Annotated in this window: 17 protein-coding genes and 1 tRNA gene; 12 read left to right on the top strand and 6 right to left on the bottom strand. The window is 66.8% G+C overall.

Annotated features, from left to right (window positions below):
• Nucleotides 1–4: 4 nt before the first annotated feature.
• A complete protein-coding gene (locus tag AC07O0_RS28735) occupies nucleotides 5–1,144 on the bottom strand; it encodes a threonine synthase (protein ID WP_494628027.1) in 1,140 nt (379 codons plus the stop codon).
• Nucleotides 1,141–2,187 (bottom strand): succinylglutamate desuccinylase/aspartoacylase family protein, encoded by a 1,047-nt coding sequence (locus AC07O0_RS28730; RefSeq protein ID WP_494628025.1) that lies wholly within the window; start codon nucleotides 2,185–2,187, stop codon nucleotides 1,141–1,143. The genes AC07O0_RS28735 and AC07O0_RS28730 overlap by 4 nt, the downstream gene beginning before the upstream one ends.
• A gap of 116 nt (nucleotides 2,188–2,303) precedes the next feature.
• Between AC07O0_RS28730 and AC07O0_RS28725 the strand changes: the two genes are divergently transcribed.
• From AC07O0_RS28725 to minE, 7 genes are all read left to right on the top strand, one after another.
• Entirely contained in the window at nucleotides 2,304–3,224 is a 921-nt protein-coding gene (locus AC07O0_RS28725) for a LysR substrate-binding domain-containing protein (RefSeq protein WP_494628023.1), read from the top strand.
• A gap of 143 nt (nucleotides 3,225–3,367) precedes the next feature.
• Nucleotides 3,368–4,252, top strand: coding sequence for an ectoine/hydroxyectoine ABC transporter substrate-binding protein EhuB (gene ehuB / locus AC07O0_RS28720; RefSeq protein ID WP_494628021.1), 885 nt, complete (start codon nucleotides 3,368–3,370; stop codon nucleotides 4,250–4,252).
• Nucleotides 4,253–4,263: 11 nt separating this feature from the next.
• Complete coding sequence (locus tag AC07O0_RS28715; RefSeq protein WP_494628019.1) at nucleotides 4,264–4,932, top strand: amino acid ABC transporter permease; 669 nt, start codon at nucleotides 4,264–4,266, stop codon at nucleotides 4,930–4,932.
• Nucleotides 4,922–5,584, top strand: coding sequence for an amino acid ABC transporter permease (locus tag AC07O0_RS28710; protein WP_494628017.1), 663 nt, complete (start codon nucleotides 4,922–4,924; stop codon nucleotides 5,582–5,584). Before AC07O0_RS28715 ends, AC07O0_RS28710 begins: the two co-directional genes overlap by 11 nt.
• Before the next feature lie 138 nt (nucleotides 5,585–5,722).
• A complete protein-coding gene (gene minC / locus AC07O0_RS28705; protein ID WP_494628015.1) occupies nucleotides 5,723–6,466 on the top strand; it encodes a septum site-determining protein MinC in 744 nt (247 codons plus the stop codon).
• Nucleotides 6,467–6,504: 38 nt separating this feature from the next.
• Nucleotides 6,505–7,320 carry a septum site-determining protein MinD gene (minD, locus tag AC07O0_RS28700; protein WP_494628013.1) on the top strand — a complete coding sequence of 272 codons (816 nt, stop codon included), beginning with the start codon at nucleotides 6,505–6,507 and terminating at the stop codon, nucleotides 7,318–7,320.
• Nucleotides 7,317–7,586 carry a cell division topological specificity factor MinE gene (minE, locus tag AC07O0_RS28695; RefSeq protein WP_494628012.1) on the top strand — a complete coding sequence of 90 codons (270 nt, stop codon included), beginning with the start codon at nucleotides 7,317–7,319 and terminating at the stop codon, nucleotides 7,584–7,586. The genes minD and minE overlap by 4 nt, the downstream gene beginning before the upstream one ends.
• Nucleotides 7,587–7,765: 179 nt before the next feature.
• Here minE and AC07O0_RS28690 read toward each other — a convergent pair.
• Nucleotides 7,766–7,855, bottom strand: a tRNA-Ser gene (locus AC07O0_RS28690).
• Between the two features lie 342 nt (nucleotides 7,856–8,197).
• On the opposite strand from AC07O0_RS28690, the gene rplU reads away from it, so the two are divergent.
• The 5 genes from rplU to AC07O0_RS28665 all read left to right on the top strand — a co-directional run bounded on the left by rplU (nucleotide 8,198) and on the right by AC07O0_RS28665 (nucleotide 11,855).
• Nucleotides 8,198–8,884, top strand: coding sequence for a 50S ribosomal protein L21 (gene rplU / locus AC07O0_RS28685; protein WP_494628010.1), 687 nt, complete (start codon nucleotides 8,198–8,200; stop codon nucleotides 8,882–8,884).
• Nucleotides 8,885–8,983: 99 nt separating this feature from the next.
• Entirely contained in the window at nucleotides 8,984–9,250 is a 267-nt protein-coding gene (gene rpmA / locus AC07O0_RS28680) for a 50S ribosomal protein L27 (RefSeq protein WP_091842353.1), read from the top strand.
• A gap of 154 nt (nucleotides 9,251–9,404) precedes the next feature.
• Entirely contained in the window at nucleotides 9,405–10,061 is a 657-nt protein-coding gene (locus AC07O0_RS28675; protein WP_494628008.1) for a GNAT family N-acetyltransferase, read from the top strand.
• 84 nt (nucleotides 10,062–10,145) lie between these two features.
• Nucleotides 10,146–11,189, top strand: a complete 1,044-nt coding sequence (gene obgE, locus AC07O0_RS28670; RefSeq protein WP_494628006.1) for a GTPase ObgE — start codon at nucleotides 10,146–10,148, stop codon at nucleotides 11,187–11,189.
• Nucleotides 11,190–11,270: 81 nt separating this feature from the next.
• A complete protein-coding gene (locus tag AC07O0_RS28665; RefSeq protein WP_494628005.1) occupies nucleotides 11,271–11,855 on the top strand; it encodes an invasion associated locus B family protein in 585 nt (194 codons plus the stop codon).
• Between the two features lie 6 nt (nucleotides 11,856–11,861).
• Here the strand turns inward: AC07O0_RS28665 and AC07O0_RS28660 are convergent, their stop codons facing one another.
• The 3 genes from AC07O0_RS28660 to AC07O0_RS28650 all read right to left on the bottom strand — a co-directional run bounded on the left by AC07O0_RS28660 (nucleotide 11,862) and on the right by AC07O0_RS28650 (nucleotide 15,857).
• Complete coding sequence (locus AC07O0_RS28660) at nucleotides 11,862–13,409, bottom strand: MFS transporter (protein ID WP_494628057.1); 1,548 nt, start codon at nucleotides 13,407–13,409, stop codon at nucleotides 11,862–11,864.
• A 108-nt stretch (nucleotides 13,410–13,517) separates the two neighbouring features.
• The gene (locus AC07O0_RS28655; protein WP_494628055.1) at nucleotides 13,518–14,027 is read right to left on the bottom strand and encodes a GNAT family N-acetyltransferase; all 510 of its coding nucleotides are present in this window, start codon (nucleotides 14,025–14,027) and stop codon (nucleotides 13,518–13,520) included.
• 9 nt (nucleotides 14,028–14,036) lie between these two features.
• Nucleotides 14,037–15,857, bottom strand: a complete 1,821-nt coding sequence (locus AC07O0_RS28650) for an ABC transporter ATP-binding protein (RefSeq protein ID WP_494628003.1) — start codon at nucleotides 15,855–15,857, stop codon at nucleotides 14,037–14,039.
• Nucleotides 15,858–15,938: the final 81 nt, after the last annotated feature.

Below are 15,938 nucleotides of genomic sequence, written 5' to 3'. Positions count from 1 at the left end.
GATGCTAGTCCTCGCTGCGGGCGGTCCCGATCAGCACGAGGCTCTTCAAGCCGGGCTCCTGCGCGACCAGGCGCCGGGCAGCGGACAGCGCCGCGGCGCTCGACAGTTCCAGCCGGATGCCTTCGTCGCGAAGACGGGCCCGGTCCCGCTCGGCATCGGCATCGGAGACGACGACGGCGGCTCCGCCGGAGTCGCCTACCGCCTTCAGGCTCTGCAAGGTCACCGTCGGCCCGTTGATCGCCGCCAGCGCCGATATCCCGGCGAAGTGTCCGCGATAATCCGCGCCATCGATCACGCGTGAGAGGCGCGGGAACGGATCGACCGCGACGAGGCGCGGCAGGCGCGCGGTCCGCCCGGCGGCCCGCTGGTCGAGCAATCCACGCCAGAGACCCCAGAGCAGATCGCCGCGCGCCGTCGGAACGATGATCGCGTCCGCCCGCGCAGCTGCGGGGTCCTCCAGCAATTCATGAGCGATCGTCTTGTAGGCATCGACACCGATCGGGTGGCTGCCGACAGGCGGGTTCAGGTAATTGGTCGCCGGCAGCCAGCCATCGACGCGGACCCTCTCGGAAACATACCGCCAGCGTGCGAGGGAATCGGCCTCGACGTGCAGGTGAGCTCCCGCGCGCACCATCGCTTCCCGGTATCGCTCCGGCAGCGTCGGGGTCACCGCGACCTGGCAAGGCAGCCCGCAGGCCTTGGCATAGGTCGCGATCGAGAGCCCGCCATTGCCGCTCGACGCCACAATGATCCCCGGGGCCCCGATGTCGACCGCCCTCGCCACAGCCTGAGCGCTCATGCGGTCCTTGTGGGAGCCGGTCGGATTTGCCCCTTCGTCCTTGATCAGAAGCGAAGCCAGACCAAGCTCCCTGGCGATCCGCGGCATGGAACGCAGCGGCGTATCGCCCTCCCCAAGGCTCACAAAGCGCTCATAGCAAAGCCGGTCGCTGAAGCCGGCCATGCCGGCATTCGCTGACCGGGAGAACGGGATGTCCGACTGCTTGAAGCGCGGGATCGCGCCGGCCGGGTAGCCCTGCGCAAGGCATGAAGGGCAGCCCTCGACATAGTCGCCGACAGGCATGGCCTGGTCGCAGCGGATGCAAACGAAGTCCACCAGACGGGGATTCAGGGCGACCTTGCTCACGCCCGCGCTCCCTTCCCGGCATAGGGAGCCAGGATCTGCAGGAGACAATCCCCGCGCCGCGTCCAGGCGACGGCGCGCTTGCAGATGACCAGGCCGGTGGCTTCGACATGTACCGGGGCCGGCGAGCGCCAGGGCGTCTCGGGGCAGTGGACATAGCCCGCGAGCGCTCCGGCGACGACCTCGCTTTCGAGGTCGACGAGACACTCGAAGACGCCATCCTCCGGGGCGAGCGTGTAGGACGCGGCGCCCTCGACCTGCATCAGCCGCAACGACCGCGAATCCGGCGCCGGCATCTCCCCCAGCATTCCGAAATGCTGCAGGACGCGGCGGATGCCATCTTCCGCGAGGCGTATCCCCTCCGGATTGGCAGCGGCCGCGCCGCCGAGCTCGGTCGTGATCGCGATGACGCCGCTGCGGGCGGCCGCCGCCGCGAACGTGCGCTCCGCCCCCTGGTTGCGGCCATCGGTGACATAGGCATAGCGCCCACCGAACGCCCGCAACGCCCCGAACTGGCGCGCGACGAAGTCGTCCGGCCCGTCGTCCCGCACAATCGCGCATGGCGCATAGTCGAGCGATGAACCGCCCGAATGCAGGTCGATCGCCAGATCCGCAATGGGCAGCAGGACCTGCTCGACATAATGCGCGATCATCGCCGTCGGCGCGCCGTCGGGGTCGCCCGGGAACAGCCGGTTGAGATTGCCGCCATCCAGCGGCGAGACGCGCCGGGCGGCCGAGACGGCAGGCAGGTTCAACGCCGGAAGCACGATCAGGCGGCCGCGCAATGCCGCGGGATCGAGATCGCGGATCAGGCGGCCGAGGGCGATCTGGCCCTCGTATTCATCGCCATGAACGCCGGCGAGGAGCAGGGCTGTTGGTCCGTCCCCGTTGCGGATGCAGGTGACCGGGATCTGAATGCGGCCATAGGCGGAATCGTGCTGCGAGAACGGGACGGAGAGAAAGCCGCTCTGTCTGCCTTGCCTGTCGAAATCGACGGATGTGGTCACACGCGAGCGTTGGCGCCGCTCATTGGCCGTTTGCAGCATGGCCGCCTTCCTCATCTGGGGCGGAGAGCCTCCGCCATTCGCAGCGGACGCTAGGCGGAGCATGCCATCGTCGTCTAATACAATACGACCCACACTTCATGTTTCAGAGTTATGAGATGTCGCTGAACATCCGCCAGATCGAAGCCTTTCGCATGATCATGCAGACGGGAACGGTGACTGCCGCAGCCGAACGCCTGCGGATCTCGCAACCTGCCGTCAGCCGCCTGCTGTCCCTGCTCGAGGCCAAGGCCGGCCTGACGCTGTTCACCCGCTCCAGGCAACGGCTGCAGCCGACACCGGAGGCGTGGCTGTTCATGCGGGAGGTCGAGCGCTCCTTCGTCGGGCTCGACAAGCTCGAGCGGGCCGCGCAGAACATCCGCAACGCCTCGACCGGCTCGTTGCGGATCGCCAGCATTCCCGTCGTCGGCTTTTCCTTCCTGCCCCGGGTCGTCGCGCGTTACCGGACCTTGCACCCCGATGTCGCCGTCACGCTGCAGACCCGCAGCTCGACCACCGTGTCGGAATGGATGTCCTCGGCCAATTTCGATCTCGGCTTTGCCGTTCCCGGCGTCGAACAGTCCAACGTCCAGAATACGCCATATGCCGCGATACCTGGTGTCTGCGTCTTGCCGGCAGGGCATCGCCTCGCTGCCAAGAGCGTGATCGAACCGAAGGATCTCGAGGGTGAGGAATTCATCTCGCTCGATCCGGCCGATGCGAACCGCGTGATCGTCGACAAGGTCTTCCAGCAGGCCGATGTCCGCCGGCGCCTGAATGTCGAGGCTCCCTATGCGCTGGTTGTCGCCAATCTGGTCTGCCACGGCACCGGCGTCTCGCTGCTCAACCCACTGTCGATCCTGACCATCTCCGAGGATCTGCTGGTCGCCCGGCCATTCCTGCCGACGGTCCGCTTCGGCTTCTCGCTGCTGACGCGCAAGGACATGCCGCTCTCCCTGACGGCGCGCGCCTTCCTGGACATCATGCGGACCGAGATCGCCATCCTCTATGGCGATGAGGTCCTGCTCTCGCGCTATTGACGCCAGTTCATAATCTTAGCGCATGAACTGCCTGCCCATTTGTATTGGACGGCAGCGGAAGCGCGCGCCTTAATGGCCGGAAGGCGGCAGCCGAGACCTGTGGGGGCCGGCTGCGCCCCCCTGCCCCAACCGCGGAGGAGCCTATGTCGTCGATCCGATCCCGTGCTTTCAGAGGCGTCGCATTCGCCCTCGTCACGCTGGTGGGAGCGCTGAACGCGTCCATCGCCCCTGCCGAGACGGTCAAGGAGCGCGTCCTGCGCGAGAAGAAGCTCTCGATCGGCATCCATAACCGCCCGCCCTGGGGTGTCCGCGGCGAGGACGGCCAGGCAACAGGCTTCCATCCCGATCTGGTCCGCGCCGCCTTCGCCCCGTTCGGCGTCAGCAACATCGAGTTCACCGTTGCCGATTTCGGCGCGCTGATTCCGGCGCTGATGGCCAATCGCTTCGATCTTGTGGCCTCTGGGCTCGGCATCACGCCCGAACGCTGCAAGGTCGTCGCCTTCAGCGACCCCGACATGTCGATCGGCGACGCCGTGCTGGTGAAGGCGGGCAATCCGCTGCGCATCCACAGCTACAAGGACATCGTCGACAACCCCAAGATCCGGCTCGGCGGCTCCCGCGGCAGCGCCAATGCCCGCAACGCCACCCTGTCTGGCGTGCCGGAAGGCCAGCTGCTGCTCTTCCAGAACACCGAAGCGACCCTGGCGGCGCTCGGCGCCGGCCGCGTTGACGCCGTGACCTTCTCGGCTCCGACAGCCGTCGATTTCCTCAAGGATCCCAACGTCAAAGGGATCGAGCGGGCCAGCCCCTTCACCGGCCTCCTCAAGTCGAGCGGCCGCGAGGCGGCGCTCTATTCGGCGATCGCCTTCAGGCCGGCCGACAAGGATCTGCGCGCGCTCTACGACAAGCGGCTGGCGGAGATGAAGACCGACGGCACGTTGAAGGCGCTGATGGAGAAATACGGCTTCACCGACAAGGAGGCTCCGCCGTCGCTGAGCGGCGAGCAGATCTGCCGCGGCGAGGATTGAGAGCCACATCCATGGCAGCGGCGAGTTTCCCCGCGATCCTGGCAGGCATCTTCCAGGGCTTCCAGACGACGGCTCTCGTCACCGCCATCGGGCTGCTCTATGCGATCCCCTTCGCCCTGGCCGGCGGGATCGCGCAATATCTCAGCCGTGGCCCGCTCCACTGGGCCGTCACGGCCGCGATCGAGTTCTGGCGCAGCTCCTCGGTCGTCGTCCTGCTCTTCGTCTTCTACTACACCCTGCCGGTCATCGGGATCACGCTGTCGGCCATGGCCGTCGGACCGATGGTGCTCGGCCTCAATGCCGGCGGCTATGGCAGCCAGACCGTACGCGCCGCGCTGCAGTCGATCCCTGCAGGCCAGGTCGAGGCCGGGCGCGCGCTCGGCCTGAAACGCTGGCAGATTCTGATGCTGGTTGAGCTGCCCCAGTCGTTCCGCTCGATGCTGCCGACCTTCGTCAACCAGGTCATCCAGCTCATCAAGGGCACCGCGCTGGTCTCGCTCATCATGCTCGCGGACATGACCTTCCGTGCGAAGGAGGTCGCCCAGGCCGCCTACAACCCGGTCGGCGTCTATTCGGCGCTCCTGCTGAGCTATTTCATCATCTGCTACCCCGTCACCATCGCCGGCCGCTGGCTCGAGGCCAGGGTTTCGCAGGGGCGAGGGCCGGCCCATGGGCTTTGACCTCGGCTTCGCCGCCTCGACAGTGCCACTGATTCTGCGCTCGCTCTGGCTGACGGTCGTCGTCACGCTCGCGGCATCGGTGGGCGCCTGCGCGCTCGGCTTCGGCTGGGAGATGCTGCAGCGCTCGGGCGGGCGGGCGGCGCGCTACGGCGTTCGCTTTCTGATCGACGCCATCCGCTCGACGCCGATCCTGGCGCAGCTCTATTTCCTCTACTTCGTGCTGCCCTTCTACGGCGTGACCCTGCCCGCCGTCGCGATCGGCGTGGTCGGGCTGAGCTTCTATTACAGCGGCTATCTCTCCGAGGTCTTCAAGGCCGGAATCGATGCGATTCCATCCGGCCAGTGGGAGGCGGCGAAGGCTCTTGGCCTGTCGCCGGCGAAGACGGTCGTCCTGGTCATCGCGCCGCAGATGCTGACCAATGTCGCCGCCCCCGTCGGCAACTATGTCGTCTCGATCCTGAAGGCGACGCCTTATCTGGCGGTCCTGGCCGTGCCCGAAATGCTTGGAGCCGCCTTCGACATCGCCTCCGACACCTTCCGCTACGCCGAACCGCTGATCGTCGCCGGCATCGTCTATCTCGCGCTGGCGCTCCTCGCTGTTCATCTCGTCCATCGCCTCGAAAGGCGCCTGCTATCGCGCCTGCAGCGCTGAGAGGCCGGCAGCTGGCAACAGCTGTGACGCATCGGCGGGATCTCGCGTTCACGGTGAACAGACCCGGAAATCGGCCCGGCATTTTACCATCTGTTAACCATTCGATTCCTACATCTGGGGAACCGAAAATTTACCAAGATGACCGCCGTGTTAACCCAACCCCGGCCGATCCGCCTCAAGGGGCGTTCCTACCTTGCGTTGACGCTGACGCCCGAGCTGCCCTTCGAGGACTGGCTGGTGCGGCTCGACGATCTCGCCGGCCGCTCGGCCGGCTTCTTCCTGCGACGGCCTGTCGTGCTGGATGTCGAGGGCCTCGATATCGACCGCGCGCAGCTGCGCGACCTCGTCGGCAAGCTCGGCACGCGCAATGTCCGGATCATGGGCATCGAGGGCGCGCGCCCCTCCATGCTCGGGACCGACCTGCCGCCGGCCATGTCCGGCGGAAAGGCGACCGGGGATATCGAGGAGCCGGCGGCCGCGCCGGTCAAGGAGGCACCTGCCCCCGTCGACAGCGTGGCCGAGATGCCGGCAGCGCCGCTGCCGACCCAGGGCACGCCGGCCTCGCTCGTCGTCACCCAGCCGGTGCGCTCCGGCCAGTCGATCTTCGCAGAGGGCGACATCACCATCATCGGCTCGGTCGCATCCGGCGCCGAGGTCATCGCCGGCGGCTCGATCCACATCTACGGCACACTGCGCGGACGGGCGATGGCCGGCACGCTCGGCAACGCCGCCGCGCGCATCTTCTGCCGCAAGCTCGAGGCCGAGATGGTCGCTATCGACGGCTTCTACAAGACGGCCGAGGACCTCGAATCCAATCTGCGCGGCAAGCCCGTCCAGTTCTGGCTCGAAGGCGAGACCTTCACGGCCGGATCACTCGCCTGAAACAACGACAGCACGTCCACCGGAACTAGGAGAGGTCAATGGGCAAGGTCATCGTGGTCACATCGGGCAAGGGCGGCGTCGGCAAGACGACCTCCTCCGCCGCCCTGGGCGCGGCTCTGGCGCAGAATGGCGACAAGGTCGTGGTCGTCGACTTCGATGTCGGCCTGCGCAATCTCGATCTGGTCATGGGCGCCGAGCGGCGCGTGGTCTACGACCTCGTCAACGTCATCCAGGGCGAGGCCAAGCTGACGCAGGCACTGATCCGCGACAAACGGCTGGAGTCGCTCTATTTGCTGCCGGCCTCGCAGACGCGCGACAAGGACAACCTCACGGCAGAAGGCGTCGAGAAGGTCGTCGGCGCGCTGAAGGCCCATTTCGACTGGGTGATCTGCGACAGCCCGGCCGGCATCGAGCGCGGCGCCACCCTCGCCATGCGCCATGCCGACGTCGCGATCGTCGTGACCAACCCGGAAGTCTCCTCGGTGCGCGATTCCGACCGCATCATCGGCCTGCTCGATTCCAAGACGGTGAAAGCCGAGGCCGGCGAGCGCATGGAGAAGCACCTGCTGCTCACCCGCTACGACCCCGCCCGGGCCGAGCGCGGCGACATGCTGAAGGTCGACGACGTCCTCGAGATCCTCTCGATCCCGCTGCTCGGCATCATCCCCGAGAGCATGGACGTGCTGCGCGCCTCCAATATCGGCTCGCCGGTCACCCTTGCGGATGAGCGCAGTGCCCCGGCGCTTGCCTATTTCGACGCGGTGCGCCGGCTCAAGGGCGAGAGCCTCCCCGTCACCATCCCCGGCGAGAAGCGCGGCTTCTTCGGCAAGATCTTCGGAAGGAAAGCGGCATGAACCTGCGTCGTCTCTTCTTCCGCACGCAGTCGGCCCCGGCCGCACGCGAGCGTCTGCAGGTCCTGCTCGCCCATGAGCGCCTGTCGGCAGACGGTTCCGACCTCGTCACCAAGTTGCGTGACGAAATCCTGCAGGTGATCGCCAGGCATGTGCAGGTCGACGACGAGAAGGTCAGCGTTCGGATGGAACGCGGTCCCCAGGTCTCGACGCTCGCCGTCGATATCGAGATCCCGTTCGACGCGGACAAGAAGAAGAAGGCGGCCTGAGGGCCGCCTTTTCACCAGCGCATGAGCCCGAATCCTTCGAGGCCGTCGAGGCCCGAGCCGTTGCGAGAAATGCCGAGGGATGGGTACGGCCAGCTGCGGGCGGCCACAGCTCGTCCACGGAGCCGCGAAGTCGCAGCTTCGCCTAGTCTCTCTGGAAAATCAATCCCTTGGCGGGATGATGGCGGACAGGGAGGGATTTGAACCCCCGATACCCTTGCGGGTATGCCGCATTTCGAGTGCGGTGCATTCAACCTCTCTGCCACCTGTCCGCGGTCGCTCTGGTCGAAGCGGGCTGCTTACTACACATTGCATCCGCCCGGCACAAGCCTTTCCGAAGCGATGTGGCGAGAAGTCTGTCACAGCTCTGAAATCCTTCGCAGCCATGCTCCTTTGCCTTGACGGATCGCCCCTGCGCGACTACGAAGCCGCGTCCGGCGTGGGGAAACCCGCGCCTGATCTCTTTTGGCTATCGCTGACCTCGGCGCTCCGATGCGACGACGCGGCAAGCCCTCAAGAGCAACCCGACCACGCAACCGACTGCCAAAAAGCCGTCCCGCGTGCGCCCCTCAGGGGCTCATGACAGGGCGGGGCTCAACATGGAGAACACTAAGATGTTCGCAGTCATCAAGACCGGCGGCAAGCAGTTCCGCGTCGCCGCCAATGACCGCATTACCGTCGCCAAGATCGAGGGCAACCCGGGCGATACCGTCGCTTTCGGCTCCGTCCTGATGCTGACCGATGGCGAGAAGTCGACGATCGGCGCCCCCTTCCTCGGTGACATCACCGTCGCGGGCGAGATCGTCGAGCAGGCCCGCGGCGAGAAGGTCATCGCCTTCAAGAAGCGCCGCCGCCAGAATTCCAAGCGCAAGCGCGGCTTCCGCGCCGAGCTGACCGTGGTGCGCATCACCGACATCCTCACCGGCGGCAAGAAGCCGGAGATGAAGAAGGGCGAAGTCGCCCCGGTCGCGCTCAAGGCCGGCAGCGAAGCCGTCAAGGGCAAGGCCACGGCGAAGGCCAAGGCTGAAGCCAAGGCCGAGGGCCTCGACGCCTCCAATCTCTCGCTGATCTCGGGCGTTGGCCCGACCATCGAAAAGAAGCTGCGCGCCGCCGGCATCACCTCGTGGAACGACATCGCGTCGTGGAGCGAGGCCGATATCGCCAAGTGGGACGAGGAGCTCAAGCTTCGTGGCCGCGCCACCCGTGAGGAGTGGGTCGAGCAGGCCAAGGAGCTGCTCGCCGGCAAGCCGCCGCGGGCCAAGGCCGACCAGGCCGAGCAGGCCTCCGGCGAAGACTACTGACCGGCGCTGACAGGCACCGCGCAGCTTCACGCCCGGTCGGGGTGGCTTTTGCCGCCGATTCGGGTTACACGGACTGAAGAGTTTTTGAGGTAGGGCGTTATGGCTCACAAAAAAGCAGGCGGCTCGTCGCGCAATGGTCGCGACTCCGAAAGCAAGCGTCTCGGCGTGAAGCGTTTCGGCGACCAGGCGGTCGTGGCCGGCAACATCATCATTCGTCAACGCGGCACCAAATGGCACGCCGGCGTGAACGTCGGCATGGGCAAAGACCATACGCTCTTTGCCACGTCGAACGGTCGCGTCCGATTCACGACGAAGCTCGGCCGAGCTTTCGTGAACGTAGTCCCGGCCCAAGAGGCCGCAGAATAAACGGCGGATAGGGAATGTTCTCGATCCGCCGGTTCCATCGAACCGGACGGATCAAGGGAATAAAAGCCCGAAAGCGGGTTTCCCGAAGGTCAGCGAGGGGGAGATGGGACCAAGTCTCATCTCCCCCTTTCGTTTGCGCCGACGGAGAGACCTGATGTTCCCCGAATTGACGAGAGACGACGTCTTCCGGCTCGAGACCAGGCGGCTCTGGCTGCGCTGGCCGCGGATCGCCGACTCGACTGCCATCCTGCGCCTCGCCGGCGAGAAGGCGGTCGCCGAGATGACGGCCTCGATCCCGCATCCCTATCCGACCCAGGCGGTCGACCCCTTCGTCTTCGCCACCCGCAAGGGCAATGCGCTCGGCGAGCATCTCGTGCTGGCGATCACTCCGCGCGAGAAGCCGAACGAATTGATCGGCATGATCGGTGCGCACAAGCAGGCGAGCGGGCGGCCCTTCATCGGCTACTGGCTCGGCACGCCGCACTGGAACAAGGGCTATGCCACCGAGGCAGTACAGGCGCTGATCGACACGATGTTCTCGCTGGTCGAGATCGAGGCGATCGAGGCCGACACCCGCGTCATCAATCCGGCCTCGCGCCGGGTGCTGGAGAAGAGCGGCTTCCGGCAGGAGGGCTCCTTCCTGAAGTCGCTGCCGGCGCGCGGCGGCCTGTTCCCCTGCGAGCAGTTCCGGCTTGATCGCTCGACCTGGTCGGCGCTGAAGAGCTGGAGCGCCTCCGGCTGGGCCCCGCTGCCGGCGGCAGAACAGCAGCAGCAGGCGGACAGCTTCAGCGAAGAGCCCTGCATGGCCTGAAAAATGCGCGGGCCCGCCTCGAGGCGGGCCCGTTTCGCGCCTTGGCGCATTGCCCCGCCCGCTGCATCCGACTACCAAGCCTTCATGAAATTCCTCGACCAAGCAAAAATCTATGTGAAGGCCGGCGACGGCGGCGCCGGCTGCGTCTCGTTCCGGCGCGAGAAGTTCATCGAGTTCGGTGGGCCCAATGGTGGCGATGGCGGGCGCGGCGGCGACGTCGTGGTCGAATGCGTCCAGGGCCTGAACACGCTGATCGACTTCCGCTTCCAGCAGCATTTCAAGGCCAGGATCGGCGAGCATGGCATGGGCAAGGACCGCCATGGCGCCAATGGCCCCCCGATCGTGCTCAAAGTCCCCCCGGGCACCGAGATCCTCGACGAGGACGGCGAGACGCTGATCGCCGACCTGACCGAGCCCGGCCAGCGCTTCGTGCTGTGCAAGGGCGGCAATGGCGGCTTCGGCAACGCCTATTTCAAGACCTCGACCAACCAGGCTCCGCGCCATGCCAATCCCGGCCTGCCGGGCGAGGAGCGCTGGGTCTGGTTGCGACTCAAGCTGATCGCCGATGCCGGCCTCGTCGGTCTGCCCAATGCCGGCAAGTCGACCTTCCTCGCCACGGTGACCGCAGCGAAGCCGAAGATCGCCGACTATCCCTTCACCACACTGCATCCCGGCCTCGGCGTCGTCCGTGTCGACGCCCGCGAGATGGTGCTCGCCGACATTCCCGGCCTGATCGAGGGCGCACATGAGGGCCACGGCCTCGGCGACCGCTTCCTCGGCCATATCGAGCGCTGCCGCGTGCTCCTGCATCTGGTCGAGGGCACCAGCGAGCACGCCGGCAAGGCCTACAAGACCGTGCGCAAGGAACTTGCTGCCTATGGCGCCGACCTCGACGAGAAGCCGGAGATCGTCGCGCTCTCCAAGGTCGACGCGCTGACGCCTGAGGTGCGCAAGGAACAGCTCGCCCGCCTGAAGCGCGCCGCCGGCCGCACCCCGATCGCACTTTCGGCCGCCTCCGGCGAAGGCGTCGAGGCGGCCCTGCGTGCCGTCTTCGCCGTCGTCGAGGAAGCACGCGCCCAGGAGGTCAAGGACGAGGCTCCGGCGCAGGAGACCGGCTGGCATCCTTGACAGCCGTTCACAACTGCCGCTTGCGCTGCGGCCGATCCTGGTCTTGAACTCGGCGATTGCCTGCTTCCGGAAATCGCCGCCATGCTGAGACGACAGACCGCCCTCGCCCTCTCTGCCGTCCTTCTGGCCAGCACGGCCCTCGCGCAGCAGGCACCACCGCAGCGCCCTGCCCAGCAGCGCCCGACCCAGGCCCAGGCGACGCCGACACCCGGCGCCGTCTCGCAGCCCGACAACACCACCGCGAGCTATGGTGACTGGGTGATGCGCTGCCAGCAGAGCGTCGCCGCCCGCGTCTGCGAGATCGTCCAGACCCTGGAGCAGCAGGGCCAGCGCGGCCCGATCGCGCTCGTCGCGATCGGGCGGCCGGTCAAGAGCGAGCCGATCAAGCTGGTGATCCAGGTGCCGCCGAATCTTGCGCTCGGCGACAAGGCCAGCGTGCGCGTGGTCGTCGCCGAGAAGGACGAGGCTGTCGCGGTCTTCCAGCGCTGCCTGCCCGGCGGCTGCTTCGCCGAGGCCAGTCTGAGCGACGACATGTTCAAGCGTTGGCGCGGCTTCAGCGAAGCCGGCCAGATGCGCTATCTCGACGCCGGCAAGCGCGAGGTCACACTGCCCCTCTCCTTCCGCGGCTTCCCGGCCGCGGCCGAAGCGCTGCTGCGCGAGCCCTGACAGGCGTCAATGCGCCCCTGAAGGCCGTGCATCGCGCAGCGTCGTCAGCGCCACGGCGATGCAGAAGACCATGCCGGCGATCGCGATCAGCGCGACGGCGTGGAAGCCGGTCATGAAGGCCTCGCGCGCCGCCTGCAGCAGATGCGCCGACTGGTCAGGCGCCAGCCGCTCGGCCGCGGCGAGTGCCCCGCCCAGCGTCGAGCGTGCCGGCGCCAGCGTCGCGCCGTCGACCCCCGCGACCGAAAGCTCCGCCATACTCTGGCGATAGAGTGCCGTGCCGAGGCTGCCGAAGACGGCGATCCCCAGCGCGCCACCAAGCTCGATGCTGGTCTCGGACATGGCCGATGCCGCACCGGCCCGCTCCTGCGGCGCCGAGCCGACCACGATCCCCGTCGTCAGCGCGATCACCGGCGTGAAGCCGATCGAGAACACGATCGACGAAGCAACGATCTGGACGAGGTTCGGCGCGAAGGCGAGCCAGGCGAAGCCCAGCCCCGAGAGCATCATGCCGCCCGCCATCAGCGTCGCCGGCTTGAAACGCACGGTCAGCGGCGTCACGGCGAAGGAAGCGAGCGTGAAGGCGATTGCCGACGGCAGCGACCAGATGCCCGCTTCCAGCGGCGTCAGCCCGGCGACGAGCTGGAGATACTGCGCCATGAAGATGAAGCTGCCGAACATCACCATGATGCCGGCGAGGTTGATCGCCAGCGCCGCGCGGAAGGCCGGAATCCCGAACAAGGTGAGGTCGACCATCGGATCGGCGAGATGCTTCTGCCGGCGCGCGAACACCACGCCGAATACGAGCCCGGCAACGATGAAGGCTACGGTATAGGCGGAAAGTCCGAATTCGGCCCAGTGCTTGACCCCGTAGATCACCGGCAGGATCGCGGCCAGCGAGAGCAGCGCGCTTGGCAGGTCGAGCTTGCCAGCCTGCGGCGCCTTGTACTCAGGCAGCAGGATCGGGCCGATGACGAGCAGGATCAGCATCGGCGGCACTGCGATCAGGAAGACCGAACCCCACCAGAAATACTCGATCAGAGCCCCGCCGACCAAGGGGCCGATCACGGCACCGGCCGAGAAGCTCGCGATCCACATCGAGATCGCGAAGGTGCGCTCGGTCTCGTCCTCGAACATCACTGCGATCAGCGAGAGTGTCGAGGGCGCCAGCGTCGCCCCGGCGATGCCGAGCAGCGCCCGCGTCACGATCAGCATCTCGGTGCTGGTCGAGAAGGCGGCGACGGTCGAGGCGACGCCGAAGGCGGCGGCGCCGATCAGCAGGAGCTTGCGCCGGCCGATGCGGTCGCCGAGCGTGCCCATGGTCATCAGGAAGCCGGCGACCATGAAGCCGTAGATGTCGATGATCCAGAGCAGTTCGCCTGCCGAAGGCTTCAGCTCGCGCGTCAGCGTCGGCACCGCAAGGTTGAGGACCGTCAGATCCATCGAATAGATCATGCAGGGGAAAGCGATCGCGATCAGGCCCAGCCATTCGCGGCGAGTGGCCTTGCGCGCCGGCGCGGCGGTAGTCGAAGTCGTCACGGCAAAATCTCTTTCAATTTTTAAGCCGGCACACTGCCAATAGAATGTGGCAGGTCCTGTCAGCAGATGCCTGCCGCATCTGCATACCCGCCATGCTTGTATCGGCGCAGTTGCGCTCGCTGAGCTCTAGGCTGGCCGTGCGCGCCGCAGCAGCAGCGTATCATGCCCAGAGAAGCTGACGATGCGCTCGTCGCGGAACCCGAAGCGGCGGGCGAGCCGCAGCGAAGGCCCGTTTTCCGGCGCGATCAGGCAGACCGAGCCGTCATGCGCGCTCTGGCCGTCGAGCCAGGCGAGCGCGGCGGTGAGCGCTTCGCTCGCGAAGCCTTGGCCATGCGCCCAGCTCGCGAGCACCCAGCCGGCCTCCGGTATGCCGCGGATCGACGGCTCGACCATCCGATGGAAATCCGCGAAGCCGAGATCGCCGACGAAGCGGCCGCCCGCCTTCTCGGTCACTGCCCAATAGCCATAGCCGAGCAGCGGCCAGAGCCCGCGATAGCGCAAGAGCCGCATCCAGGCCTCCTGCGTCGTCGAGGGCTGGCCGATATGATGCACCACCGCAGCGTCGCCCCACATCCGGGCCAGCGCTTCGAAATGCTCGACACCGTGCAGGTCGAGGACGAGGCGTTCGGTCTCCAGGCGAATGGCCTAGCCCTCCGCAAACTGCAAACGGTAGAGGCGCGCATAGGCGCCGTCACGGGCGATCAGGCTGTCATGGTCACCGGTCTCGATCACCTTGCCCTCGTCGAGCACGACGATCTGGTCGGCCTCGCGCACCGTCGAGAGCCGATGCGCAATGACGAGCGTGGTCCGGCCCTTCATCAGCTCCGCCAGCGCCTGCTGCACCAGCCGCTCCGACTGGGTGTCGAGGGCCGAAGTCGCCTCGTCGAGCAGAAGGATGGGTGCATCCTTGAGGATGGCGCGGGCAATGGCGAGGCGCTGGCGCTCGCCGCCGGAGAGGCGCGAGCCGCGCTCGCCGACGCGCGTCTCGTAGCCATCGGGCATCGCCATGATGAAGTCGTGCGCCGCTGCCGCCTTGGCTGCCGCGACGATATCGGCCTCGCTCGCACCGGGTCGGCCGAAGCCGATATTGGCGCGCACCGTGTCGTCGAACAGCACGACGTCCTGACTGACCACGCCGATCTGGCCGCGCAGGCTCACCAAGGTCACGTCGCGGATGTCCTGCCCGTCGATCTCGACCTTGCCTTCGGTGGAATCGTAGAGCCGTGGCACCAGCGCCAGCATGGTCGACTTACCCGAGCCGGAGCGACCAACCAGCGCCGTGGTCTTGCCGGCCTCGGCCACGAGGTCGATGCCCTCAAGTCCACGCTGGTCGTCGCGATAGCGGAAGCGCAGCTCGCGGAAGGCGACTTCGCCGCCGCTCACCGCCAGACGCTTGGCATCCGGGCGTTGCGTGATCAGCGGCTTTTCGTCGATCAGCGCGTAATAGCGCTTCAGCGAGGCGCCGGCTTCCTGGACGATGGCGTTGAGATTGCCGAGCGAGCGCATCGGCTGCGCCGCGAGCAAGAGCGCCGAGACATAACCGGTGAAGTCGCCGACGGTCGAGCTGCCCGAGGTGATGCGCACGCCGATCGCGGCGAGCACGCCGGCGACCGCGATGCCGCCACCGACTTCGAGCAGCGGGTCGAGCCGGCCGCGCGCATTGGCCGCTTTCATCTTCAGCGCCCGGATCGTCTCGAAGGCGGTAGCGGCGCGCCTCTTCAGATAGGGCTCGAGCGAATCGGTCTTGGCGACGCGGGCGCCCTGCAGGCTCTCGGTGACCAGGCTCGCCATGATGCCGGTCTGCTCCTGCTGCGAGGCCGCCATCCGGCGCAGTTTCTTGCCGATCCGCCCGATCGGCCGCGCGACGATCGGCGCGATCAGAAGCACGACGGCCGTCATCTTCCAGTCGATCCAGAGCATGGCGCCGACCAGCGCGATCGCCGTCATCACATCGCGGATCGCGATATTGACCAGCCGCGTCAGCGCCTCCTTGACGAAGGTGAAGTCGGTGGTGAAGCGCTGGGTGAGCGAAGCCGGGTTCTCCCGCTGCAGCTGCGCCAGGTCGGCATCGATCAGGTGATCGTAGAGCGCGCTCTGCATGTCCGCTTCGATTCGGCTGACGACGCTGTTGGTCATCACCGTCTGCGTCAGCAGTGAAAAACCCTTGATCGCGGTGACGATGACCACGACCACGGCGACGGCATTGACCACGCCGATCTCGAAATCGATCGACTTCGACACCAGCCGCTCCATGCGGCGCACGAAGCCGGTCGCCTCGGCCCCGATCGGGTCGGCGAAGGCGTCGAAGGCCGCCTTGATCAGCAATGGATAGAAGCTCGTCGTCGCCGCGATGACCACGACGAGGGCGAGGATGGTGAGCATTTGCGGCAGGTATTGCCGCCCGCGCTCGCGCCAGACTCGGGCGAAGAGCGCAAGGGTGTCGTCGGTGACGCGGCCGATCTTCATGGGGCGCGGCCTAACATGGCCGCCATGCGAGCGCCACTGCCGGTCTTGCTCCGGACACGAAGCTGACGTCCGATGGCCATG

It is taken from the genome of Allobosea sp. GW821-FHT10B12 (assembly GCF_059415545.1).
This window is presented reverse-complemented; position numbering and strand designations above follow the sequence as displayed.